Origin of the sequence: Providencia sp. NPDC089933 (assembly GCF_049545585.1) — a bacterium.
Lineage (GTDB): Bacteria > Pseudomonadota > Gammaproteobacteria > Enterobacterales > Enterobacteriaceae > Providencia > Providencia huashanensis.
On record NZ_JBMWDT010000002.1, the window covers coordinates 302,975 to 329,373 of the forward strand.

The 26,399-nt window shown below is 40.0% G+C and carries 19 protein-coding genes; 18 read left to right on the forward strand and 1 reads right to left on the reverse strand.

Features of this window, described 5'->3' with window-relative positions; genetic code table 11:
* Positions 1 to 86 precede the first annotated feature (86 nt).
* The 11 genes from serC (at position 87) to kdsB (ending at position 13,067) form a co-directional block, all read left to right on the forward strand.
* Complete coding sequence (gene serC, locus ACPEH5_RS05130; protein ID WP_042846478.1) at positions 87 to 1,175, forward strand: 3-phosphoserine/phosphohydroxythreonine transaminase; 1,089 nt, start codon at positions 87 to 89, stop codon at positions 1,173 to 1,175.
* 247 nt (positions 1,176 to 1,422) lie between these two features.
* Complete coding sequence (gene aroA / locus ACPEH5_RS05135; RefSeq protein ID WP_042846477.1) at positions 1,423 to 2,697, forward strand: 3-phosphoshikimate 1-carboxyvinyltransferase; 1,275 nt, start codon at positions 1,423 to 1,425, stop codon at positions 2,695 to 2,697.
* Positions 2,698 to 2,882: 185 nt separating this feature from the next.
* The gene (gene cmk / locus ACPEH5_RS05140) at positions 2,883 to 3,566 is read left to right on the forward strand and encodes a (d)CMP kinase (RefSeq protein WP_042846475.1); all 684 of its coding nucleotides are present in this window, start codon (positions 2,883 to 2,885) and stop codon (positions 3,564 to 3,566) included.
* Between the two features lie 174 nt (positions 3,567 to 3,740).
* A complete protein-coding gene (gene rpsA / locus ACPEH5_RS05145) occupies positions 3,741 to 5,414 on the forward strand; it encodes a 30S ribosomal protein S1 (RefSeq protein ID WP_004909559.1) in 1,674 nt (557 codons plus the stop codon).
* Positions 5,415 to 5,470: 56 nt separating this feature from the next.
* On the forward strand, positions 5,471 to 5,758 hold the full coding sequence (ihfB, locus tag ACPEH5_RS05150) for an integration host factor subunit beta (RefSeq protein ID WP_042846474.1): 288 nt from the start codon (positions 5,471 to 5,473) through the stop codon (positions 5,756 to 5,758).
* Positions 5,759 to 6,202: 444 nt separating this feature from the next.
* A complete protein-coding gene (locus ACPEH5_RS05155; RefSeq protein ID WP_423727023.1) occupies positions 6,203 to 8,587 on the forward strand; it encodes a DNA internalization-related competence protein ComEC/Rec2 in 2,385 nt (794 codons plus the stop codon).
* Between the two features lie 36 nt (positions 8,588 to 8,623).
* Positions 8,624 to 10,369, forward strand: coding sequence for a lipid A ABC transporter ATP-binding protein/permease MsbA (gene msbA, locus ACPEH5_RS05160; RefSeq protein ID WP_042846473.1), 1,746 nt, complete (start codon positions 8,624 to 8,626; stop codon positions 10,367 to 10,369).
* Positions 10,366 to 11,364 carry a tetraacyldisaccharide 4'-kinase gene (lpxK, locus tag ACPEH5_RS05165; RefSeq protein WP_042846472.1) on the forward strand — a complete coding sequence of 333 codons (999 nt, stop codon included), beginning with the start codon at positions 10,366 to 10,368 and terminating at the stop codon, positions 11,362 to 11,364. The genes msbA and lpxK overlap by 4 nt, the downstream gene beginning before the upstream one ends.
* 403 nt (positions 11,365 to 11,767) lie before the next feature.
* Positions 11,768 to 11,983 carry a cold-shock protein gene (locus ACPEH5_RS05170; protein WP_004256206.1) on the forward strand — a complete coding sequence of 72 codons (216 nt, stop codon included), beginning with the start codon at positions 11,768 to 11,770 and terminating at the stop codon, positions 11,981 to 11,983.
* 152 nt (positions 11,984 to 12,135) lie between these two features.
* On the forward strand, positions 12,136 to 12,315 hold the full coding sequence (locus tag ACPEH5_RS05175) for a Trm112 family protein (protein WP_042846471.1): 180 nt from the start codon (positions 12,136 to 12,138) through the stop codon (positions 12,313 to 12,315).
* Positions 12,316 to 12,320: 5 nt separating this feature from the next.
* A complete protein-coding gene (gene kdsB, locus ACPEH5_RS05180; RefSeq protein WP_042846470.1) occupies positions 12,321 to 13,067 on the forward strand; it encodes a 3-deoxy-manno-octulosonate cytidylyltransferase in 747 nt (248 codons plus the stop codon).
* Between the two features lie 97 nt (positions 13,068 to 13,164).
* On the opposite strand, the gene elyC is transcribed toward kdsB, so the two are convergent.
* Positions 13,165 to 13,992: an envelope biogenesis factor ElyC gene (gene elyC / locus ACPEH5_RS05185; RefSeq protein WP_042846469.1), complete on the reverse strand. Its 828-nt coding sequence runs from the start codon at positions 13,990 to 13,992 to the stop codon at positions 13,165 to 13,167.
* 356 nt (positions 13,993 to 14,348) lie between these two features.
* Between elyC and cmoM the strand changes: the two genes are divergently transcribed.
* The 7 genes from cmoM to ACPEH5_RS05220 all read left to right on the forward strand — a co-directional run bounded on the left by cmoM (position 14,349) and on the right by ACPEH5_RS05220 (position 26,364).
* Positions 14,349 to 15,137, forward strand: coding sequence for a tRNA uridine 5-oxyacetic acid(34) methyltransferase CmoM (cmoM, locus tag ACPEH5_RS05190; protein ID WP_048606597.1), 789 nt, complete (start codon positions 14,349 to 14,351; stop codon positions 15,135 to 15,137).
* Entirely contained in the window at positions 15,134 to 16,459 is a 1,326-nt protein-coding gene (mukF, locus tag ACPEH5_RS05195) for a chromosome partition protein MukF (RefSeq protein ID WP_281110652.1), read from the forward strand. The genes cmoM and mukF overlap by 4 nt, the downstream gene beginning before the upstream one ends.
* A complete protein-coding gene (mukE, locus tag ACPEH5_RS05200) occupies positions 16,440 to 17,165 on the forward strand; it encodes a chromosome partition protein MukE (protein WP_042846466.1) in 726 nt (241 codons plus the stop codon). Before mukF ends, mukE begins: the two co-directional genes overlap by 20 nt.
* Positions 17,165 to 21,604: a chromosome partition protein MukB gene (gene mukB, locus ACPEH5_RS05205; RefSeq protein ID WP_166686782.1), complete on the forward strand. Its 4,440-nt coding sequence runs from the start codon at positions 17,165 to 17,167 to the stop codon at positions 21,602 to 21,604. Before mukE ends, mukB begins: the two co-directional genes overlap by 1 nt.
* Positions 21,605 to 22,324: 720 nt before the next feature.
* A complete protein-coding gene (locus ACPEH5_RS05210) occupies positions 22,325 to 23,299 on the forward strand; it encodes a YadA C-terminal domain-containing protein (protein ID WP_208292479.1) in 975 nt (324 codons plus the stop codon).
* Between the two features lie 392 nt (positions 23,300 to 23,691).
* The gene (ldtD, locus tag ACPEH5_RS05215) at positions 23,692 to 25,449 is read left to right on the forward strand and encodes a L,D-transpeptidase (RefSeq protein ID WP_166686781.1); all 1,758 of its coding nucleotides are present in this window, start codon (positions 23,692 to 23,694) and stop codon (positions 25,447 to 25,449) included.
* A gap of 366 nt (positions 25,450 to 25,815) precedes the next feature.
* Positions 25,816 to 26,364 carry a YcbK family protein gene (locus ACPEH5_RS05220; RefSeq protein WP_042846461.1) on the forward strand — a complete coding sequence of 183 codons (549 nt, stop codon included), beginning with the start codon at positions 25,816 to 25,818 and terminating at the stop codon, positions 26,362 to 26,364.
* The last annotated feature ends 35 nt before the right edge of the window (positions 26,365 to 26,399 follow it).

Here is a 26,399-nt window from a genome sequence, read left to right on the forward strand (position 1 = left end):
GTTGCAGCTAAAGGCGTGGAGTGGTACAACTTGAAGCATCTGAGTGAGTTTTATTAATCATAATTATTGAAGATAGGGTGAGGTCAATGAGTCAGGTTTATAATTTCAGTGCAGGTCCAGCGATGCTGCCTGTCGAAGTCATGCGTCGTGCTGAACAAGAATTTTGTAATTGGCAAGGTCTAGGTGTTTCAGTGATGGAAGTGAGTCATCGCGGAAAAGAATTTGTTGAAGTTGCAAAAGAAGCTGAGCAAAATTTACGTGATTTATTAAATGTGCCAAGTAATTATAAAATTCTATTTTGTCATGGCGGTGCCCGTGCCCACTTTGCTACTATCCCGATGAACTTATTAGGTGGCAAAACGACGGCTGATTACATTGTCAGTGGTTATTGGTCAGAATCTGCTGCGAAAGAAGCAGCGAAATACTGTAAACCTAACGTCATTCAGATTGCTGAAGAAAAAGATGGCGTTGTGAGCCTAAAACCAATGAGTGAATGGCCTTTAAGTGACGATGCTGCTTATGTCCATTATTGCCCTAATGAAACGATTGGCGGTTTAGCCCTCCACGAAGAACCTGATTTCCCGAAAGACAAAATTATTGTTGCTGATTACTCATCTTCTATTTTATCAAAACCGATTGATGTCAGCCGTTTTGGCATAATCTATGCGGGTGCACAAAAAAATATCGGGCCTGCTGGGTTAACAATTGTCATTATTCGTGAAGACCTACTGGGCAAAGCCTCTCCACAGACGCCATCAGTATTTGATTATACATTACTAGCAAAACATGATTCCATGTTCAACACACCGCCAACATTTGCATGGTACCTATCAGGTATGGTCTTTAAGTGGTTGAAAGAACAAGGTGGCTTACAAGAAATGGCGAAGCGTAATTATGAAAAATCACAATTACTCTACAATGCTATTGATGATAGCCAGTTTTATATAAACCGTGTGGCAGTAGAAAACCGCTCTTGGATGAATGTGCCATTCCAAATGCAAAACCCTGCATTGGATGCCAAATTTATCGAAGAAGCGAAAGAACAAGGCCTGCTTTCACTGAAAGGTCATAAAGTGGCAGGCGGAATGCGAGCCTCCATTTATAATGCTATGCCATTAGCTGGTGTACAGGCTTTGGTTGATTTTATGGCAGATTTTGAACGCCATAACGCATAACACTCTTTATTAAGCTCTACATAATTTGGGTTGCATGTCGGTAATAAACGAAAATAGATGAGGGGCATTGGTACACGATATAGCTCGGTTCGTTGAAAATGGCCAACACGCATGCAACCTGAAAAATGATGAGTATAAACTGGCTGATAGGATGTTCAGCTAATAATCGAGCCCTCTTGTAGCTAACTAAAAAGAAAATAGGGCTCGGTTGATTTTACTTGCAATTTCACTGGAGAAAACACCTTTTATGCAATCCCTGACATTACAACCAATTTCTTCAATTAATGGCACAATTAATTTGCCAGGGTCTAAAAGTGTCTCAAACCGTGCACTGTTACTTGCTGCGATGGCTAAAGGGACGACCGTACTGACTAATTTATTAGACAGTGATGATATTCGCCATATGCTGAATGCATTAAGCCAATTAGGGGTTAGTTACCAATTATCGGATGATAAAACACGGTGTTGCGTGGAAGGTCTAGGCGGTAACTTATCCCATTCGGATGAACTAGAAATATTTTTAGGTAATGCAGGGACAGCAATGCGCCCGCTGGCAGCGGCATTATCATTGAGCCACAATAATATTATTCTGACCGGAGAACCCCGCATGAAAGAGCGTCCCATTGGGCACTTAGTGGATGCTTTGAGGGAAGGCGGGGCAGTTATTGATTATTTAGAACAAGAAAATTATCCGCCGATTCGTTTAAAAGGCGGTTTTGTCGGTGGCAAAATTTCAGTCGATGGTTCGGTTTCTAGCCAATTTTTAACGGCATTATTAATGGCGGCTCCTCGTGCAGAGCAAGATACGACTATTACCATTATTGGTGAGTTAGTCTCTAAACCTTATATTGATATAACGCTAGCATTAATGAAAACTTTTGGTGTTATTGTTGAAAATCATCAATATCAACAATTTGTAATTAAAGGCCAGCAACAATATCAATCACCTGGTGAATATTTAGTGGAAGGTGACGCTTCTTCGGCTTCTTACTTTTTAGCCGCTGCTGCTATTAAAGGTGGTATTGTACGTGTCACTGGTATTGGCCGTAATAGTTTGCAAGGTGATACTAAGTTTGCCAACGTGTTGGAGAAAATGGGCGCGACGATTCGCTGGGGTGATGACTACGTTGAGTGTCAACGTGGTACTTTGAGCGGTATTGACATGGATATGAATGAAATCCCTGATGCAGCAATGACAATAGGGACTGTCGCGTTATTCGCTGAAGGCGAAACAGTTATTCGTAATATTTATAACTGGCGTGTAAAAGAAACTGACAGGTTATACGCGATGGCCACTGAGCTACGAAAAGTTGGCGCTGAAGTAGAAGAGGGGCATGATTATATCCGTGTTGTTCCACCCAAAAAACTACAACACGCAGAAATTGAAACTTACAATGACCATCGTATTGCTATGTGTTTTTCATTAGTGGCGTTATCAGATACTCCTGTCACTATTTTAGACCCAGGTTGCACTGCCAAAACGTTTCCAGATTACTTCGAGCAGCTTGCTCGCCTAAGTTAATACTTTTGTTGGGCTGATATGTTTGTTCAGTACCAGCCCAACAATAACTTAATTTAATCAATATTCTCTTATTTTCTGACAATCATCAGAACCTGCTTATTTCACAAAGTTGATGAATTGGTATAATACCTCTACTGATTTTAATTGCAGGTAGCGGATGCTATGTGCAGAAAAGGAGACTTTTTATGGTGGCGATAGCCCCTGTAATCACCGTTGATGGACCTAGCGGAGCAGGCAAAGGTACACTTTGCCAAGCATTAGCAAATGAATTTGGATGGCAACTTCTAGACTCCGGTGCAATTTATCGTGTACTCGCGTTAGCTGCATTACATCATCATGTTGATATTCAATCTGAGGATGGGCTAGTTCCTTTAGCGGCTAATTTAGATGTACGCTTTGTTCCTGAAGGGAATATCTTAAAAGTGATCCTTGAAGGTGAGGATGTCTCAAATCAGATTAGAACAGAAACCGTTGGAAATACGGCTTCGCAAACAGCAACTTTTCCCCGTGTTCGTGAAGCTCTATTACGACGCCAGCGTGCATTTAGAACATTCCCTGGGTTAATTGCCGATGGTCGAGATATGGGAACTGTTGTATTCCCTGATGCCCCAGTGAAAATTTTCCTTGATGCTTCTGCGCAAGAAAGAGCGCATCGTCGCATGAAGCAGTTGCAAGAGAAAGGCTTTGATGTTAATTTTGAACGTCTTTTAAGCGAAATTGAAGAGCGCGATTACCGTGATCGCAATCGCTCAGTTGCGCCCCTTATTGCTGCGAAAGATGCATTAGTGCTGGATTCCACAAGTATGTCAATTGAGGAAGTTATTGAAAAAGCACGCACCTATGCAAAAAAAATTCTACAATTATCGTGATAATAGGCTTTATTTTAGCTTATAATTAGATAATATACGCACTTACCGCTATGTTGATTATTTTATTAGCATAGCATCAACCTTGCGACATGGAATGTTGTGGGGTATGTGAAACAACCCCATTTGGCGGGAAGCTAAGTGGACGTTAATTAAAAACTCTTGAAGATCATTAATATGACTGAATCTTTTGCTCAACTCTTTGAAGAATCCCTGCAGAATATTGAAACTCGTCCTGGTTCTATCGTTCGTGGTACTGTCGTTGCCATCGATAAAGACGTAGTACTGGTAGACGCAGGTCTTAAATCAGAATCTGCTATCCCAGTAGAACAGTTCAAAAATGCTCAGGGTGAGCTAGAAATCCAAGTTGGCGACGAAATCGATGTAGCTCTGGATGCAGTAGAAGATGGTTTCGGTGAAACTATCCTGTCTCGTGAGAAAGCTAAACGTCATGAAGCATGGCTGATGCTGGAAAAAGCTTACGAAGAAGCTGAAACTGTAACTGGTGTTATCAACGGTAAAGTTAAAGGCGGTTTCACTGTTGAACTTAACGGCATCCGTGCGTTCTTACCAGGTTCACTGGTAGATGTACGCCCAGTTCGTGATACTACTCACTTGGAAGGCAAAGAGCTTGAGTTCAAAGTAATCAAGCTGGATCAGAAACGCAACAACGTTGTTGTTTCTCGTCGTGCTGTAATTGAATCTGAAAGCAGCGCTGAGCGCGATCAACTGCTGGAAAACCTGCAGGAAGGCATGGAAGTTAAAGGTATCGTTAAGAACCTTACTGACTACGGTGCATTCGTTGATCTTGGCGGTGTTGACGGCTTGCTGCACATCACTGACATGGCTTGGAAACGTGTTAAACACCCAAGCGAAATCGTCAACGTTGGTGATGAAATCAATGTTAAAGTTCTGAAATTCGACCGTGAGCGCACTCGTGTTTCTCTGGGTCTGAAACAACTGGGCGAAGATCCTTGGGTCGCAATCGCTAAACGTTACCCAGAAGGCACTAAGCTGACTGGTCGCGTTACTAACCTGACTGACTATGGTTGCTTCGTAGAAATCGAAGAAGGCGTTGAAGGTCTGGTTCACGTTTCAGAAATGGATTGGACTAACAAAAACATCCACCCATCTAAAGTTGTTAACGTTGGTGATGTTGTTGAAGTTATGGTTCTGGATATCGATGAAGAACGTCGTCGTATCTCTTTAGGCCTAAAACAATGCAAATCTAACCCATGGCAGCAATTTGCAGAAACTCACAACAAAGGCGACCGCGTTGAAGGTAAAATCAAGTCTATCACTGACTTCGGTATCTTCATCGGTCTGGACGGCGGCATCGATGGCCTGGTTCACTTATCTGACATCTCCTGGAACGTTGCAGGCGAAGAAGCAGTTCGTGAATACAAAAAAGGCGATGAAATCGCAGCTGTTGTTCTGCAAGTTGACGCAGAGCGTGAGCGTATCTCTTTAGGTGTTAAACAGTTAGCTGAAGATCCATTCAATAACTACTTAGCAGCTACTAAGAAAGGCGCTATCGTTACTGGTAAAGTAATCGCAGTTGACGCTAAAGGTGCAACTGTTGAGCTGACTCTGGGCGTTGAAGGTTACCTGCGTGCTTCAGAAGCTTCACGTGACCGTGTTGAAGATGCAACTCTGGTTCTGAACGTTGGTGATGATGTTGAAGCTAAATACACTGGTGTTGATCGTAAAAACCGTGTAATCAACCTGTCTGTTCGTGCTAAAGATGAAGCGGATGAGAAAGACGCTGTCGCAGCTGTGAACAAACAAGAAGATACTGCATTCGGCAACAATGCAATGGCTGAAGCTTTCAAAGCAGCTAAAGGCGAATAATTAAGTGGGGGCAGTAATAGAATTGCCCCTTTGTAACGGTAGTTTAGGGAGGTACTATGACCAAGTCTGAATTAATTGAAAGACTGGCTAGCCAGCAGTCTCATCTTTCAGCAAAAACCGTTGAGGAAGCTGTAAAGGAAATTCTTGAGCATATGGCTGATACGTTAGCCGGTGGTGAGCGTATTGAGGTTCGTGGTTTCGGCAGTTTTTCTCTTCACTACCGTGCACCACGCGTTGGCCGTAACCCAAAAACTGGTGATAAAGTGGAGCTAGAAGGTAAATATGTTCCTCATTTTAAACCAGGTAAAGAATTACGTGATCGTGTAAATATTTATGGCCAATAAAGGGCTATAAATCTTAATTATTACATCAAAACAGCGCTTGCATATTATTGTATAGCGCTGTTTTTTATAATCTGGCCAACACCCAACACCCAACACCCAACACCCAACACCCAACACCCAACACCCAACACCCAACACCCAACACCCAACACCCAACACCTAACACTGGGAATCAAATACTTGACCTCATAGCTTTCGCTCATTGAAAAATGGAAAAAGAAATCAATCGGTCTAGATGGGATTATAAATGTAGATGTAGGCTTAAACACGACAAGTATTGATAAGTATTGAAATAAATTGCGAGGCGCTTCCCACTTTAATGAATACTGTATTTTTCCTGAATAACTTATTACGAAGCGCGACTCAAAACCTATCTTAACTACTTATTGAATAAATAGTTAAGTTTTAGATTGGGCTCTAGATTATGGGTAAAAGGAGCCAAATATGAAAGGACAGGGAGGGGGGAAGAACTGGGCTATTAATCACACTATTCATTATTGGCTAGGTAAATATAAAAAATCACTATCATTATCATTGGCAGCATTAGCGGTAATTACTGGGGTATTACCTTTATTATTTATTCCTGAACTTATAAGTTTAAACGTTACAATTACTTGTATTTTTATCATTACTTTATTTTTAATCTTTTATATGACTAATAAGGTGGGGAAGTTTATCTCATTGGTTATCATATCGTTTATTTGGGGAAACTGGCATTGTATTGATATTAAAAACAAAATGGATTTTCTATCTGAGAAAAACCACAAAATTGACCTTACCGTTATAAGTATTCCGTTAGCAGGAAAAGAATATAAGCATAAGGTACGTATTGATAGAATAAACTCTAAAATTATTTTTCCTCCATTATATGCTTTATGGAAGACTAAGGCGCCATTATGCGCGGGGCAGTCATGGCAAATTGTAGGAAAGCTTAAGCCTTTACATAGTTCTTTAAATGAAGGGGGGGGTAATCAACAGCGTTATCTATTAGCAAAAAGGCAAATTGGTTTACTGAAGAGTCAGCAACAAAAAATATTAGACTCTCAATGTTCTATTAGACAAAAGCTTATTAACTATTATTCACAGCAAATATCACCATTAAATAATGCAGGTGTTATTTATGCGCTTATGTTTGGTGAAAGGGGGCTATTGACCCCACAGCATTCTCTACTATTACAGAATACAGGGTTAACTCATTTAATTGCGATATCTGGTTTACATATAGGTTTAGCCTATTTATTTGGTTATTTGATTGTAAGGGGGATTCAATATTTATTACCTATATCATTTTTAAATGAAAGTATCCCAATATTGTCAGGGGTATGTTTGGCTGTTCTTTATGCTTGGGTTTCTGATTTTGCAATCCCTGCAACTCGGGCATTTTTTGCTTTATTGTTATGGGTTTATATTCGAAAAAAAACATCTCATTATTTTTCTTGGCAATGGGCGTTATGGAGCATTGCAGGTATCTTAGTATTAGACCCGTTATCAATTTTATCAGATAGTTTTTGGCTATCGAGCTTTGCGGTTTTAGCCATACTCTATTGGTCCAGTGTTTTACCTTTATCTCCTCATCTTGCGCAACAAAAAGTAATAGGGAAAATTATTATATTAACTCATTTACAGATAGGTTTACTTATTCTACTCATTCCCATGCAACTTATAATGTTTAATGGTATTAATCTAATGAGTTTTTTTGCAAATCTTTGGTTTGTTCCTATTATTTCTTGGTTAGTAGTTCCTGCTATATTTGTCTTATTTTTACTACCAATTCCTGAGATACAAAATGTTATTTTACTTACTATTGATCAGGTAATTGAATGGGGGTTGAAGCCAATTCCATTCTTCAGCCGCTTTTGGTTTGAATTACGTCATGTGCCTTATTATGCTTTGGTAAGCTGTTGGCTTATTGCTTTAGTGATCCTTTACCGGTGGTACAAAAATTACTTAGGGCTATGCGGCTGTGTCCTCATATTAATACTAACTGAAAGAGGGAATAGTAAATCACCAAAAAAGGATTGGAGCTTAACTGTACTCGATATTGGCCACGGTTTAGCAGTCGTTATAGAACAAAATAATCTAGCATTCTTATATGATACAGGAAATATATGGAAAGGGAGTAGCAGTGCAAAAAAGCAGGTTATCCCCTTTCTTAAACATCATAATATTACACCGTTAACTGTTATTCTCAGTCATAATCATCTGGATCATACTGGGGGCGTTAAAGATTTAAGTCAGCAATACCCGTGGATAAGCATACGTAGTAGTTTTGGTAATTACTCTAATGAATATAATAAGTTAAAGAAAAGACAGCGTATTCAGCATCTTCCTTGCTTCAAAGGGCAAAAGTGGCAATGGGGGATTTTAACATTTGAAGTGTTGTGGCCTGAAAAATCATCAAAAATATCGCATAACAATGATTCTTGTGTTATTCAATTAACTGATGGGTACCATAAAATCTTATTGACGGGAGATTTAGAAAAACAAGGTGAAAGATCAATTGTTGAAATGTATAAATCAAGACTTCATTCTAACATTTTATTTGTGCCTCACCATGGAAGTAGCACATCCTCAACCGCCTTATTGTTAAGGAATGTTAAACCATCATTGGCATTAGTTTCTTCTGCAAGGTACAGTGCGTGGAAAATTCCATCACAAAAAGTCTATTCTAGGTATAAAAGTAGTGGCGTTAAATGGTTAAACACAGCAGAGAATGGTCAGATAACTTTATGGTTTAAAAAAGAAAATATTAAAATTTTACGTTATCGCTATGAAATTCAACCCCGTTGGTATCATCTGTGGTTTGGCTTGCCGCTATTTCCCGAGTAGAATAGTGCGCTTACATTAAGTCTGGTAATTAAAAGTATGAATGATAAAGACCTTTCGACAAAACAAACTTTTCGCCGCTTGTGGCCAATTATTGCGCCTTTTAAAGCGGGTTTAATTGTAGCAGCAATAGCACTTATCATTAACGCCGCAGGTGATGCGTTTATGATTTCTTTGTTAAAACCCTTGTTAGATGAAGGCTTCGATAAAGCCGACAACGATGTTTTAAAATGGCTTCCGCTTGCGGTGTTAGGTCTTATGGTCGTTCGTGGTAGTTCTAGCTTTGTTTCAACCTATTGTGTTTCATGGGTCGCGGGCAAAGTCGTTATGAATATGCGCCGTAAATTGTTTGGTCATATGATGGGAATGCCTGTTAGCTTTTTTGACCAGCAGTCAACAGGGACATTATTATCGAGAATTACTTATGACTCAGAGCAGGTTGCTTCCTCTTCCTCAGGTGCATTAATTACTATTATACGTGAAAGCGCCTATATTATCGGGTTGTTTGCCATGATGTTTTATTACAGCTGGCAACTATCTCTGATATTAATTGTTATTGCCCCAGTTGTTTCTGTGACTATTCGCATTGTCTCTAAACGTTTTCGTAAAATCAGTAAAAATATGCAAACGGGGATGGGGCATGTTACTGCTAGCGCAGAGCAAATGTTAAAAGGGCATAAAGAAGTTTTAATTTTTGGTGGGCAGAAAGTTGAAACTGAGCGTTTTAACAAGGTAAGCAATAACATGCGTCGCCAAAATATGAAAATGGTAACCGCATCAGCAATTTCAGACCCGATTGTTCAACTTATTGCTTCATTCGCATTGGCATTTGTATTGTACGCTGCGAGCTTTCCCGAAATTCGCGATGAATTAACATCAGGTACCATTGCCGTTGTATTTTCATCTATGTTTGCATTAATGCGGCCTTTAAAATCCCTCACTAATGTTAACTCTCAATTTCAGCGCGGTATGGCTGCTTGCCAAACCTTGTTTGCTATCTTAGATACTGAACAAGAAAAAGATAATGGGACGAAAGTATTAAAAGAGGTAAAAGGTGACATCAAATTTGAACATGTTACTTTTACCTATGAAACCAAAGAGCATCCTGCGTTAGACGATATTTCATTTACGTTACCTGCGGGGAAATCAGTTGCTCTGGTCGGGCGTTCAGGTTCAGGTAAGTCTACTATTGCTAATTTAATTACGCGTTTTTATGACATTGATGAAGGAACGATCCAGATAGATGGTCATGACATTCGCGAATACACCTTAGCTTCGTTACGGAACCAAGTTGCTTTAGTTTCACAGCATGTTTACTTATTTAACGATACGATAGCCAATAATATTGCCTATGCAACAGATGGCAACTACAGCCGTGAGCAAATTGAAAAAGCAGCAGAGATGGCTTACGCAATGGACTTTATTGCCAAGCTTGATAAAGGCTTAGATACGGTTATCGGTGAAAATGGGGTCATGCTTTCAGGTGGTCAGCGCCAGCGGATAGCGATAGCTCGCGCATTGTTACGTGATGCCCCAATCCTTATTCTTGATGAAGCAACCTCTGCTTTAGATACTGAGTCTGAACGTGCAATTCAAGCTGCACTTGATGAACTACAAAAGAATAGGACATCTTTAGTGATTGCTCATAGGTTATCAACGATAGAGAACGCCGATGAAATCTTAGTGGTACAAGATGGCAAGATTATTGAGCGTGGTAATCATGCATCTTTATTAGCGCAAGATGGCGCGTATTCTCAATTACATAGAATCCAATTTAAACAATGATAGAGCGTATTTGGTCTGGCAAATCTTGGCTATATATTTTGTTATTGCCGTTATCTTTCCTTTATGGGCTGATAACAGTAATTCGGCATATGGCATATAAAGTTGGGCTATTTCGTTCATGGAAAGCACCGGTTCCGGTGGTCGTAGTTGGGAACCTAACTGCGGGTGGAAATGGTAAAACGCCCGTAGTCATTTGGTTAGTTGAATCATTAACTAATGCAGGTTATCGGGTGGGGGTCGTTTCTAGGGGCTATGGCGGTAAGTCAGAGAATTACCCATTAGTACTTAATGAGGCGACTACCACACAAGTTGCAGGGGATGAACCTGTATTGATATTTCATCGCACAAAGGCGCCTGTTGCTGTAGCTCCTAAGCGTAGCGATGCAGTTAAAGCCCTGCTTCAGGCATACGAATTAGATGTCATCATCACTGATGACGGGCTACAACACTACGCACTGCAACGTGACTATGAGATAGTCGTCATTGATGGGCAACGTCGTTTTGGTAATGGCTGGTGGCTTCCTGCTGGGCCTATGCGTGAAAGAATTGGGCGTTTAAAAACTGTTAATGCATCTATAGTTAATGGTGGTAATCCCCAAGGAAATGAAGTGCTAATGACCCTAGAGGGGGATAGCGCAATTAACCTTGTGAGCTTAAAAAAACAACCCGTTACGGAGCTAGAGTCGGTAGTGGCAATGGCAGGAATTGGTCACCCCACACGTTTTTTTAATTCTTTACAGGGTAAAGGGGTTGTATTAGAGGGAAGCCAAGCTTTTGCCGATCACCAATCGTATGAACAACAACAGTTAATGTCTTTAGTTAAACCCCATCAGTCTTTATTAATGACGGAGAAAGATGCAGTAAAATGCCGCGAATTTGCTCAACCTAACTGGTGGTTCCTTCCTGTTCAAGCTCAGCTCCAACATCGTGGTGCAGATAAAATTTTAAGCGAAATAAAAAAACTTATCACAAATAACAAAAAAACTTGCCACTAACGTTTCACTATGATAATAATATCGCCAATGTGATATAGATCTACTTATTATGTATCTAGATGCAATACATTAATAATTGGATTTTATACTAGCTTGAATTTCACGCCGCGTTCTTTAGTTAGTCTTCATATCCTCGCACAATCTACATTATTGGGTCGTTACTTCTAAGTTTTGTCATCATAATGTCAAATTAGGCTGTTAACTTCACAGTGGATGAGTGATATCTGAAATCTATATTTACGGGCGTTATAGTAAATGCACAATTATTTATGTGCATAAATTGGTAAAAGTGTATTTACTCTTTGATGTATTAATAGATCGGCAATTTATAAATGGGACGCAAGAAAGAGTAATGATACAAAGATAAAAAAAATATTGTTCTCAGAACAAAAGGAGTTTTAATATGAATTTTCAATTACATATGGGTCGAGTTAAATGGTTTGACGCAAAAGAAGGTTACGGTTTTATTTCACCATTCAATGGTGGAGATGATGTATTTGTGACAACAAAATCAATCGCTAATAAAAAAATCAAATCATTATTTGAAGGTCAAAACGTTGAGTTCTCTGTTACTCGTAATTCGGATGGCATAACGGCAGCAGACGTTATTGCTTACTAGAAGTAATTACTAAACAATTAACAGAACAAATTCTCCTGCTTTTATCCTCTCATCTCACGCAGGAGATCTTATTCAGAAAGATTAAAGTTAACGGTGATATCTGCATGTGATATCCTGACTCCAAGTGAGTTAAAATCCATTCGGGAGAAAACATGGATCACCGTTTACTTGAAATCATTGCCTGCCCTATATGTCATGGCAAATTAAGCTATAACAAAGAAAACCTCGAGCTTATCTGCAAGTTTGATCACTTAGCCTATCCAATTCGTGATGGCATCCCTGTATTACTCGAAAATGAAGCACGCCAAGTCTCATTAGATGAAGGAAAATAATCGCCATGTTTACGGTTATTATTCCTGCTCGTTATGCATCGACCCGTTTGCCGGGTAAACCTTTAGCTGATATTCATGGCAAGCCAATGGTCGTTAGGGTGATGGAACAAGCGATTAAATCAGGGGCTAGTCGAGTCATTGTGGCGACAGATCATCCTGATGTGGCTAAAGCCGTGATTGAAGCTGGGGGTGAGGCTTGTATGACCAACCCCGAGCACCAGTCTGGCACTGAGCGGTTAGCAGAAGTTATCGATACTTACGGCTTTTCTGATGATGAAATCATTGTGAATGTGCAAGGGGATGAGCCTTTAATTCCACCTGAAATTATTAGCCAAGTAGCAAATAATCTTAAGGGAAGTCAAGCTGGAATGGGTACGCTGGCCGTGCCTATTCGTGATGCTCATGAGGCGTTTAACCCCAATGCAGTGAAAGTGGTTACTGATCAAGGTGGCTATGCGTTGTACTTTTCTCGTGCAACTATTCCTTGGGACAGAGACGGTTTTGCTAAAAGTCATGATGTCATTGGTGACACGTTTTTACGTCATATTGGTATTTACGCCTATCGCGCTGGGTTTATCCGCCGTTATGTTAGTTGGGAAGCTAGTCCATTAGAAAAAATCGAGATGCTTGAGCAGCTTCGGGTGCTTTGGTATGGTGAGAAAATTCATGTGGATGTAGCTAAAACAACACCAGGGGCGGGTGTTGATACCCAAGCAGATCTTGATGCTGTCAGAAAGCAATTTCTATTGTAATTAAAATATTATTCAGTAAGCCCAAGAGGTAGCATCTTGTTTGTTCTCTTGGTATTCAACAAAAGGTGTAATCTGTATAGGTTACACCTTTTTGTTTTCATTCGGCGACGGTTGCTTCTGGAGTTGGCAACGAGGAGTCTATTGATTGTGTATTATCAGGCTTTAGGTGCCACCAAATCGTCCCAAGAAATTCATACCACGCTCGTTCACTGTGACCGAAGTAATATGCTGAAGGGATGTATTTCTCCCATGGGTTAATGCCGCTAGTAATAACAAGTTGATTTGCGGGAGCAGGGAATGGTTGCATGCCTCTGTCTGTAAACATGGTTATCGCCCGAGGCAAATGGTTGGCTGAAGTGACTAATAAGAAAGGCGATTTCCCAATAATTTTCTCAACCTCAAAGGCTTCTTCTTGGGTATCTTTAGGCTCTGTAAGAGGGATTGTATCTTGTGCGGGTACACCTAAAGACTGAGCTACTTGTGCCGCAACTTCTGCACTGCTTATGGTGCTGCTCGCTTTCCCTCCAGTAAAGATAAGCTTACTGCCTGGGTGTTTTAAATATAATCGGACGCCTTCAGTTACTCTTGGTAGGCTGTTATTCAATAAGTTAGAGCTTGGGCTCCAATCTGGGTTGTAAGTAAACCCACCTCCTAATACCACGATATACTGTATATTTTGCGGTGGTGTTTCAGTGATCAATTCATATCGCTTATTATATTGGCCTTCTACAGGCGCGAGCAAGCTATCTGAAACAGGCTGTAATCCGAGTACTGCTAGGAGTATTAAGCTCAGGCTAGTAAATGTTTTTCCGCATCGTTGCCAGCGAGTGAACCAGAGTAAAATTAACCCGATAAACCCAATGATGAGCAATAATGGCAGTGGCATCAAAAGGGAACCAATATATTTTTTTAAAAAAAATAACATAACTAAGCCTATTCTTAAGGGTTATCAATCAATTTTGGTTGTGGAACTACCCTTGAAAAAGCGTCATATAACCACTTTTTCAACATAAAAATAGCGAAAATCGCCTTCAATGATGTCAAAATGAAATTCACTGAGCAAAATAAAGTACAATGCAAAAATATCGCTATTATCTGTTATAATTCATGTTTCAATTGTCGCCCACATCTGGTGTGATAAGCACAATACTCAGTGATAGTATTCTCAATTTAGCTTAATTTCATTAAGTTCAAGATGAAAATAGACTACATTGGCGGTTTTTGCGACTAATTGGCCCATAAAACTTAGTTAATGAACAATGATAGGCAACCGGATAGCACATGGCAGACCGCAACTTTGATGATATTGTCGATAAATTTGCAAAAAATATCTACGGCACGACAAAAGGAAAAATACGTGAAGCGGTGGTTTGGCAAGATTTAACGCATATATTAGATAGCCAATTTAAGGGGAAAACCTTAAAAATACTTGATGCAGGTGGAGGTGAAGGGCATTTTTCACGTAAACTTGCTGCTATGGGCCATCAAGTTATACTTTGCGATTTATCCGAAGAAATGTTGGAACGAGCCAGTGAGCTTGCAAAAGAACAAGGGATTAGCGATAACATTCGCTTTGTTCACTGTGCGGTGCAAGATATTTCCCAACATATTAATGAGCCCGTTGACCTTGTTTTATTCCATGCTGTTCTTGAATGGATTAGCGATCAAAAATATGCAATTGAACAACTGGCAGATATAATCAGACCAGAAGGCGTATTTTCTGTCATGTTCTATAATGCAAATGGCTTAGTCATGCGTAATGCGATTTTGGGGAACTTTCATTTGGCAACCCCGCATATTCAGCGGCGTCGTAAACGCTCGTTATCGCCACAGAAACCTTTATTTCCTCAGCAAGTTGATGAGTGGTTAAGGGGGTGTGGTATGGGCATCTTAGCTAAAAGTGGCGTCAGAGTTTTCCATGACTATCTGCAAAGTAGGCAATTACAGCAAAAAGATTTTCCTGCATTGTTAGCGTTAGAGCAACAATATTGTCGTGAAGAACCCTATCTTAGTATGGGGCGTTATATTCATGTCATGGCACGCAAACAAATACAAAAGGACGATTTATGAGTGATTTTTCCCAGACCGTCCCTGAACTTGTGTCTTGGGCACGAAAAAATGATTTTGCGATTTCACTCCCTGCTGAGCGTTTGGCATTTTTGCTGGCGGTGGCAGTATTAAACAGTGAAAGAGTGAATGGCGAAATGAGTGAAGGGGAACTGGTTGACGCCTTTCGTGAAGTTTGCAAAGGTTTTGAACAGACAACGGAATCTTTGGCGGTGAGGGCAAATAATGCCATCAATGATATGGTGCGCCAAAAAATATTTAACCGTTTCGCCAGTGATATTGTTGAAGGCAATTCCATTTATCGTCTGACCCCATTGGGGATTGGCATCAGCGATTATTATATACGCCAGCGAGAATTTTCCACATTAAGACTTTCCATGCAGCTTTCGATAGTTGCCAGTGAGCTGCAAAGAGCGGCTGAAGCAGCAGAAGAAGGCGGTGATGAATTTTATTGGCATCGTTATGTTTTTGCTCCATTAAAATATTCAGTCGCTGAAATTTTTGATAGCATCGATTTATCCCAACGTATCATGGATGAGCAGCAAAATACCGTTAAAGAAGATATTGCTGCCTTGTTAAACCAAGATTGGCAGGCGGCCATCGCAAACTGTGAGCAATTATTATCAGAAACATCCGGTACTTTGCGTGAGCTGCAAGACACGTTAGAAGCCGCAGGGGATAAACTACAAGCCAATTTATTGCGTATTCAAGAAGCGAATATGAATGCACCTGCTTTTTCTGAAATGGTGGATAGACTGGTTTTTGACTTACAAAATAAATTAGACCGTATCGTCAGTTGGGGGCAGCAATCTATCGATTTATGGATAGGCTATGACCGTCACGTCCATAAATTTATCCGTACAGCGATAGATATGGATAAAAACAGGATCTTTTCACAACGGTTACGTCAGTCCGTTCAACATTATCTCGATAGCCCTTGGGCTCTTACTTATACCAACGCAGACCGGTTATTCGATATGCGAGATGAAGAGCTCACATTACATGATGAAGAGGTAACGGGTGAATTGCCTCCCGAGCTTGAATTTGAAGAGTTTAGTGAGCTCAATGATAAACTAGCCGAGTTAATGGAAGTGGAACTTGCCATCTATAAAACAGAGCAGCGTCCATTAGACGTTGGTCGTGTATTACAGGGGTACTTGCAGCAATATCCACAAAAACGTCATTTTGATGTCGCTCGAATTATTATTGATCAGGCGGTAAGACTAGGCATTGCAGAGGCTGATTTGGCGGGGTTACCGGCAGAATGGCAAGCTATTAATGATTACGGAGCCAAGGTACAGGCACATGTCATCGACAAATATTGAACAATTTATGCCAGTAAAACTGGCTCAAGCATTAGCTAACCCTATTTTCCCAGAGCTAGACAGCCAATTGCGTTCAGGTCGGCATATTAGTATTGATGACCTTGATAACCACGCATTTTTGATGGATTTTCAGGAAGCATTGGAGCAATTTTACTCACGGTATAATGTTGAGCTAATTCGTGCACCTGAAGGGTTTTTCTATTTACGCCCGCGTTCGACCACGTTGATCCCACGCTCAGTCCTATCTGAATTGGATATGATGGTTGGCAAAATTCTGTGTTATCTCTACCTCAGCCCTGAGCGTTTAAGTAATCAAGGTATCTTTACCTCTCAAGAGCTTTTTGAAGAATTACTCTCTTTAGCGGATGAAAATAAACTGCTTAAATTTGTTAATCAGCGTTCTACGGGTTCTGACCTTGATAAACAAAAATTGCAGGAAAAATTAAGAACATCATTAAACCGTCTACGTCGTTTAGGGATGGTGCATTTTCTGCAAAATGACCCGAGTAAATTTATTATTAGTGAATCTGTGTTCCGTTTTGGTGCAGATGTACGCAGTGGTGATAACCCGCAAGACGCTCAGTTACGTATGATCCGTGATGGCGAAGCTATCTCTCTCGAAGGTGAACTCTCACTAAAAGACAGTGAAGAAGAGAATGTCGAAGATAGTCAAGAACCGGCAGAAAGTGATGAGGATGAAGAATAATGATTGAACGCGGAAAATTTCGCTCACTGACGCTGGTGAATTGGAACGGTTTTTTTGCTCGTACTTTTGACCTTGACGAGTTAGTCACCACTTTATCTGGTGGTAATGGTGCGGGTAAATCGACAACGATGGCTGCTTTTATTACTGCCATGATCCCAGATTTAACCTTACTCCACTTCCGTAATACCACTGAAGCCGGTGCTACCTCAGGGTCACGGGACAAAGGGTTACATGGGAAATTACGTCCTGGAGTCTGCTATGCCATTTTAGATGTTTTAAACTCTAAACATCAGCGCGTCATGGTGGGTGTGCGCTTACAGCAAGTTGCTGGGCGTGATAAAAAAGTTGATATTAAGCCTTTCATGGTGCAAGGCATTCCATTGGCAACGGTTCCGACTGAAATATTGACAGAAGTGATTGATGGTCGCCAAGCCAAAGTGATCCCACTGAATGAGTTAAAAGAACGCCTTGAAGAGCAAGAAGGGATTTTGTTCAAGCAATTTAACTCAATTACAGATTACCATTCGGTTCTATTTGAATTAGGTGTCTTGCCAAAACGTTTACGCTCAGCAAGTGATCGAAGCAAATATTATCGGCTTATTGAAGCGTCATTATACGGTGGGATTTCCAGCGCGATTACGCGTTCATTGCGTGATTACTTATTGCCTGAAAATGGTGGCGTTCGTAAAGCCTTCCAAGATATGGAAGCTGCATTGCGTGAAAACCGCTTAACGTTGGAAGCCATTCGCGTTACACAATCTGACCGCGACTTGTTTAAACATTTAATTAGCCAAGCAACGGATTATGTATCAGCGGATTATATGCGTCATTCCAATGAAAGGCGTATCCATTTAGATGCCGCTTTAGCTGCACGTAATGAGTTATTCGCTAGTCGTAAACAACTGCGTATAGAGCAAGTTCGTAGTGTAGAAATGGCACGCGAACTAAATGAGCAAAATAGCGCTTCAACAGAATTGGAAGCTGATTACCAAGCGGCCAATGACCATTTGAATTTAGTGCAAGCAGCGCTGCGTCAGCAAGAAAAAATAGACCGTTATCAAGCTGATATTGAAGAGCTGACTTATCGCCTTGAAGAGCAAAGCGAAGTTGTTGCAGAAGCAACAGAAACACAAGACGAATATGAAGCTCGTGCCCAAGCCGCTGAGATAGAGGTTGATGAGCTAAAAAACCAATTAGCGGACTACCAACAAGCATTAGATGTACAGCAAACTCGTGCTATCCAATACCAACAAGCGTTACATGCATTAACTCGAGCTCGTGATTTGTGTCAGCTTCCTGAATTATCAATTGATAATGCAGATGAATGGTTAGATACATTTGAGGCTCGGGAACAGCAAGCGACAGAGTCGTTATTGGCCCTTGAACAAAAAATGAGTGTTGCTGATGCAGCACATAGCCAATTTGAGCAAGCCTATCAATTAGTTAAAAATATGGTAGGTGAGGTAAGTCGCAGTGATGCATACCAACAAGCACGTGCTCTATTACGGGATTGGTCATCACAACAGCATTTAGCTGAACGTGTACAACCGTTACGCATGCAACTCTCTGAATTACAACAACGCCTAAATAGCCAGCAGAATGCAGAGCGTATGTTGGCAGAGTTTTGTAAACGCCACGGTCAAAGCTATGAGCCTGATGAACTTGATGCGTTAATGGCTGAGTTAGAAGCGCAACAAGAAGAATTAAGTGTTGGTGTAAACGAAAGTGGCGAAAGGCGCATGCAAATGCGCCAAGAATTGGAACAAATTCGCCAGCGTATCCAACAGTTATCTTCTAAAGCACCTGCATGGATCATTGCTCAAGAAGCATTAACTCAATTGAATGAACAATCAGGTGAAGTTTTTGCATCGAGTACTGCTGTAACTGAATTTATGCAGCAGTTGCTTGAACAAGAAAGGGAAATCACGGTTGAGCGCGATGAGATTGCAGCGCAGCGGCGCGACCTTGAGAAGCAAATAGAGCGTTTAAGTCAGCCAAGTGGTGCAGAAGATAGCCGGATGCTTGCATTGGCGGAACGTTTCAACGGGGTATTACTGTCTGAAATTTATGATGACATTACTATTGAAGATGCGGCTTATTTCTCAGCATTATATGGTCCTGCTCGTCACGGTATTGTCGTACAGGATTTATCAGCTGTTCGTAGCCAGTTAGAAACTTTACAAGACTGCCCTGATGATGTGTATTTTATCGAAGGGGACCCTTCTTCCTTTGATGATAGCGTTTTTGATGCCCAAGAATTTGAACAAGCCGTATTAGTTCGCTCTTCTGAGCGGCAGTGGCGTTATTCGCGTTATCCTGAGCTTCCTTTATTTGGGCGAGCAGCGCGTGAAAGCCATTTAGAGTCATTATCAGCTGAGCGTGATGAGCTCGCTGAACGCTATGCGACATTGTCATTTGATGTACAAAAAATTCAACGTTCACATCAAGCATTCAGTCGTTTTATCGGTCAGCACATTTCTGTCGCTTTCGAGGCAGACCCAGAAGCTGAAATCCGTACACTTAATCAAAAACGAACAGAACTAGAAAGAGCTTTAGCGCAATTTGAAGAACAAACCCAACAACAGCGCCAACAATTTGCTCAAGGAAAAGAAAGTTTAACGGCACTTAACCGTTTGTTACCGCAGATGGGCTTGTTACTTGATGAAACGCTGGTGGATAGGGTTGAAGAAATCAATGAGGAACTATCAGAAGCTGAAGAAGCGGCGCATTTCCTCAATAAACATGGAAGTACATTAGAAAAATTAGAGCCGATTGTAACGGTATTACTCAGTGACCCTGAGCAACATGACCAGCTACGCAAAGATTACGAACTCGCGAAGCACACTCAACAGAATGCAAAACAGCAGGCTTTTGCATTGGTTGAAGTGGTTCAACGTCGGGCTCACTTTAGTTACAGTGACTCTACGGGGATGGTTAGTGAAAATAGTGATTTGAATGAAAAATTGCGTCAGCGTTTGGAACAGGCAGAAACCGAGCGAGCTCGAGCCCGTGAGCAACTACGTCAGCAGCAATCGCAGAGTGCGCAATACCATCAAGTATTGGCTTCGTTACGTAGCTCTTTTGAAACTAAGCAAGAAATGCTGAAAGAGCTAGAAGCCGAAATGCAGGAGATTGGTGTAAAAGCTGACCCTGACGCACAAGAGCGTGCACGCATTCGTCGTGATGAATTACACCAACGAGTGATGGAGAACCGTAGCCGTATTAATCAGTTAGAAAAACAGCTAACCTTATGTGAAGCTGAAATGGATAACTTACAAAAACGCCTACGTAAGTTAGAAAAAGATTATTATCTATTACGTGAACAAGTGGTTTCTGCGAAAGCAGGTTGGTGTGCTGTAATGCGTTTGGTGAAAGACAATGGTGTTGAGCGCCGTTTGCACCGCCGTGAACTTGCTTATACTGATGGTGACAGTTTACGCTCTATGTCGGATAAAGCATTAGGGGCGCTACGCCTTGCGGTGGCAGATAACGAACATTTACGTGATGTGCTACGTTTATCTGAAGATCCAAAATACCCAGAACGCAAAATTAAGTTCTTTATTGCAGTGTATCAACACTTACGCGAACGAATTCGCCAAGATATTATTCGTACGGATGACCCGATTGATGCGATTGAGCAAATGGAAATTGAGTTGGGTCGTTTAACGGAAGAATTAACCGCTCGTGAACAAAAATTAGCGATTAGCTCGAAAAGTGTGGCGAATATTATTCGCAAAACAATCCAACGCGAACAAAATCGTATCCGCATGTTAAACCAAGGGTTACAAGCTGTTGCGTTTGGCCAAGTGAAAGGCGTTCGTCTTAATGTAAATATTCGTGAAAGCCATGCGCTGTTACTCAGTGTCCTGTCTGAAGAAAGTGAAATGCATCAAGACTTATTTACTAGCCAGCGCCTGACATTCTCTGAAGCGATGGCAAAACTGTATCAACGCCTTAACCCACAAGTGGATGTTGGCCAGCGTTTACCGCAAACCATTGGTGAGGAATTACTCGATTATCGTAATTATTTAGAGCTAGATGTTGAGGTTAACCGTGGCTCAGATGGCTGGCTGAAAGCAGAGAGTGGTGCGCTATCAACGGGTGAAGCTATTGGTACAGGGATGTCAATTCTGGTGATGGTGGTACAAAGCTGGGAAGAAGAATCCCGTCGTTTACGTGCAAAAGATATTATTCCTTGTCGTCTATTATTCTTAGATGAAGCCGCTCGATTAGATGCTAAATCGATAGCAACCCTATTCGAATTGTGTGATAGGTTAGAAATGCAGTTAATAATTGCAGCACCAGAGAATATAAGCCCTGAGAAAGGGACAACTTATAAGCTAGTTCGTAAGGTGATAGGCAACCATGAGCATGTGCATGTGGTTGGCTTAAAAGGTTTTGGCCAAGACAGTGCTAGTGTTCAAGAACCGGCCTTGTAGTAATAGATAACTTAAATGCATTTAAAGCCGATACTTAGTAATAAGTATCGGCTTTTTTGTATTTGATATCCCTTCTTCTAACTGAAGGGATATCTGTGTTTTAAACATAAAAGCACAGTATTTTAATGGGTAGCTTAATAGTGATAGCGAGAGAAACTGCTTAGGGAAAGTATATTTTTACGATTAACGCATATAGAATGTAACAAAAATTAATGAAGTATAACTAACTCTCGTAATGAATTTAATTTAGGTAAAACTTTGCATGAAAAATACTTATAGTTATATCGATATAATAACTAATTATGGATAAGGATAATTAACTGTTTCTATATAGGGGTATTTGGCAGTTTTACAACGGATTGGAAATTTTTTATCTGTTTATTTCTTATTTATGCTGATGGAGTCTCACAAAAACTCTAAATTGGTGTTTTAATTGGTTGATTTATTTGTTTGTTTTGGTTTTTCTTAATGTTAAACAACATAAAAATGTAACCTGAGTGCCAAGGTTAGTCAGTTCATTGTATTTTTATTCTTTAGCGCATTAATTATTAATAATTTTGTATAAAAGAAAGTTGGATGGGAAAGAGATAATTAAGGGTGTACCTTATTGCGCATATTAATTAGATATAAAAAATGATGTAAAATGAAATACTCTGTAATGGAGTTAGCTTGTATTCTGATGGCCAATTAACACTAATCAATAAATTTGGAATACAAAAAATGAATAAATTAACCTTATTAGCCGTTATGGTTTCTGCAACCATGATGAGTAACGTATCTGTTGCGGATGTTAGCTGGGCCGGTTGGAATAACAATATTGGCAGCGATAATGGACATGCAAGTACAGCACTAACATCAGAAAATCAAAATATTCTTGCTAACAATGTAAATAACGTTAATGCAGATTTGCAGGATCATAAAGCTAAACAAGATGCATATAATGCTAAGCAAGATGTATTTAATGCTAAGCAAGATGGATATAATAAGCATCAGAAAGAGATTAATGAAAACCAAACCCTGATCAACCAAAATCAGGGGGTTTTAAATCAAATCCAAGCAGATATTAATTCTAAGCAAGCAATAACTAACGTTGAGCAAGCTAATATTAATAAAGAACAAAAAGTAGTAAATGAAAACCAAAAAGTCTTTAATGATAAACAAGACGTTATTAACCAAAATCAAGCTAAAGTTAATAGCGACCAAAAATTAGTAAATGAAAATCAAAAAGTCGTTAATGATAAGCAAGATGTTATTAACCAAAACCAAGCTAAAGTTAATAGTGACCAAAAATTAACCAATAATAAACAAACTGTTTTTAATAAAAACCAAATGGCTTTCAACAATAGCCAAATAGCTGTTAATAACCGCCAATCTCAGATCAATAAAAATGTTGATAATAGATTAAATCAGCTAGATAGCAGAGTCACATCGTTAGATAAGCGTGTTGATTCATTAGATAACGAATTAAAGCGTGGGTTGGCTTCGCAAGCTGCTTTATCAGGGTTATTCCAACCTTATAATGTTGGGCACTTTAACCTATCTATGGCGTTAGGTGGCTATGAATCTAATACAGCTCTTGCACTAGGTTCAGGTTATCGTATTGATGAAAGTGTGGCAGTAAAAGCGGGTGTAGCAACAAATACTGATGACTTTAAAGGCGTGACTTATAATGCCGCTGTTAACTTTGAATGGTAACAGGAATCATTAGTTAACCCCCTCATGGTTACACTTTTAATCTAACTTAAGGCAAAAAAGCATATGTTATGTTTTTTTGCCTTTTATTCTTTAATTGAATAAATACTCATATGGGGCATAAAAAGCGGTAACACACTTGGTTTTTATTTGTTTTAGCCGTTTATATCGTTACCTTACGTTTATTGATAATCAGAAGAAATAAACACAGAATTAGTTTTTTCCTATAACATTCCTGCCTATATTGTTCATACTGACTTAATGATGCTTAAGTTGATATGCTGCACTGTTAACCATGTATAATGTGTGAATACTTTGAGTATCCAGAATTTACTATAATAAAATCGTTAATAATAAAAACTATTGTTATCCATGTTGTAACTTAAGGTGGATGTATGGCAAAGAGAAGTGTGAAAGCTCTGCAAGTCTCAGTAATATGTGGGTTAATGGCATTACACATACCTGCGTTTTCAAATGAAGAAAATATGCAGCAAAGTGTCGAGGAAGTACAAGCTACCGCGGCAGTTACACCAGCAGAAAGTTTGGCTAAAATAACAGTCTCGCTTCCTTCGGGGGTGAAACCTGTTTTTGCTTCACAATTAGCTAAATTATATGCTGAGCGGCAAATGCAGCTATTGTGGCAAGATGAAACAGCAATTAGTCAATTCCAACAACAGTTGGCCGAATTAGCACTCGCGGGGGTACAACCTCAATTTGCCGAGTGGCTCGCGATACTGGAAAATAACCAATTAAATGAACTTGGTCGTGACGTTATTTTGTCCGATGCAATGTTGGGATATTTACACTATTTATCTTCGGTTGAAGCCAGTGGGCAATATTGGTTATATAGTAGCCGCCCCTATAAAATTATTGCCCCGACTTCTGCACAAATGAAACCATGGTTAGATGCAGTTTCAGGTAATCGCTTAAGTGATTGGGTGAAATCGCAAGCCCCTAACCATCCAATGTATTTGCCAATGCGCAAAGAAATGCTGAAGTTATTGGCGATGCCTGAAGATGACTTGGAAATCGTGGGGACTAAAACATTAAAACCAGGTCAATCAAATGATGACGTGGTTATTTTGCGCCAAATTCTGCAACGTGAAGGGTTACTGGAAGGTGAAACAGTAATGGAGAGCAGCGAAGTTGAAGCCCCTGAAACGATGGCGCAAGTTGCTGAGCAAGCGGTTGAACAAACCAGTGAACCAGCAAAAACAGCTGAGACACCAATAAGTAAGGCATCAAAAGTGTATAGCCAAGACCTTGTTGATGCGGTAAAAAAATTCCAATTACAGTATGGCTTAGAAGCGGATGGTGTTGTCGGTAAAGGTACGCGTGTTTGGCTGAATATGAAGCCAAAGCAAAAAGCAGGATTAATGGCATTAAATATTCAGCGGTTGCGTATTATTCCAGCAAGTCAAGGAACTGGGATTTTAGTCAATATACCAGGCTATTCCTTAGATTTTTATTTGAATGATGAGGTTATTTTAGACTCAAAAGTGATTGTTGGACGTGCTGATCGAAAAACACCGATCATGAGCAGTGCACTGAATAATGTGGTGATTAACCCTCCTTGGAGTGTACCGACTAGCATGGCACGTAAAGATATTGCCCCGAGAGGAAAGCAAGATCCAAGTTATTTTAGCCGTAAAGGGTATACTGTTTATTCGGGGTGGGGCGCAGATTCCTATGAAATCGACCCGTATGCCATTGATTGGGAAAATATTACGCCTGCCAATTTCCCTTATCGAATTCGTCAAGCTCCTGGCCCTACTAATTCATTAGGGCGCTATAAATTTAACATGCCAAGTTCTGATGCAATTTATTTGCATGATACACCGAATCATAGTCTATTTAATCGCAACGCACGCGCAATAAGTTCTGGGTGTGTACGAGTTAATAAAGCTAGTGAGCTTGCAAGTATTTTATTAGGTGATGCGGGCTGGGAAAGGAAGCGCATTGATGGTGCACTTAAGGAAGGTTCGACCCGTTATGTGAATATACCGGATAGGATCCCAGTATTTCTTTATTATCAAACCGCTTGGGTTGATAAAGACCAGCAACCACAATATCGAGCGGATATATATCAATATGATAACAGCATTAATAATGCAGATAACTATTTGCCAATGTTGAAAAAGATTTTGCATTAATCATCATGTTAGCTTAAATATGAAAGGGGGATTTCCCCCTTTTTTGCGAGTATTTCTGTTTAACTCCCATAATTTCTTATTAGGTCCGTTGCTTTTAGGCATTTAATTATTATCATGCAGTAAATAATAGAGAGCTGATCGCGATTCATATCAACCAAGGCAGCAAAGTAAGCGTAGTAATTCGCTTATTACATGTGAATTTAGTGACAAAGCGCTATTTTTGACGAATATAGCAACCAAATTCCCTTAAAGTATGCATATCTTTACATAAATATACATTAAAATTAAGAATGTTTTGCTAGACTCAATAGGTTGTCAAAATTTTATCGATTATTACTGAAATTATTAGAGTCTGAGCTATCACCTATGGATATTATTGACCAATCCCGCAGAAAATGGCTGGGAATTGGGGCTGCTACAGTCGGCCTTAGTTTATTACCAAGCCATGTCTTTGCTGCAATGACCACCCCACGCCCACGTATTTTACGCTTTCAAAATATTAATACGGGGGAGTCTTTAAAAACAGAATTTTTTGACGGTCAACGTTATAACAAATCTGAACTTGCACGTTTAAATCATTTTTTCCGTGATTACCGCTGCGATAAAGTCAAAACCATTGATCCTAAATTATTTGACCAAATTTATTTATTACAAATGATGATGGGAACTAACAAACCAGTTCAACTTATTTCGGGTTATCGCTCTTTAGAAACGAATAATAAATTGCGTAGTAAAAGTTCGGGAGTCGCGAAGAAAAGTTACCATACTCGCGGGCAAGCGATGGATTTCCATATCGAAGGTTTACAGTTAAGTAACATTCGTAAAGCCGCGCTGAAAATGAAAGCGGGTGGTGTTGGTTATTATCCTAGAAGCAATTTTATACATATTGATACAGGGCCAGCAAGAACGTGGTAATCTGTGCATAGGTGACACAGATTACGGAGTAATTG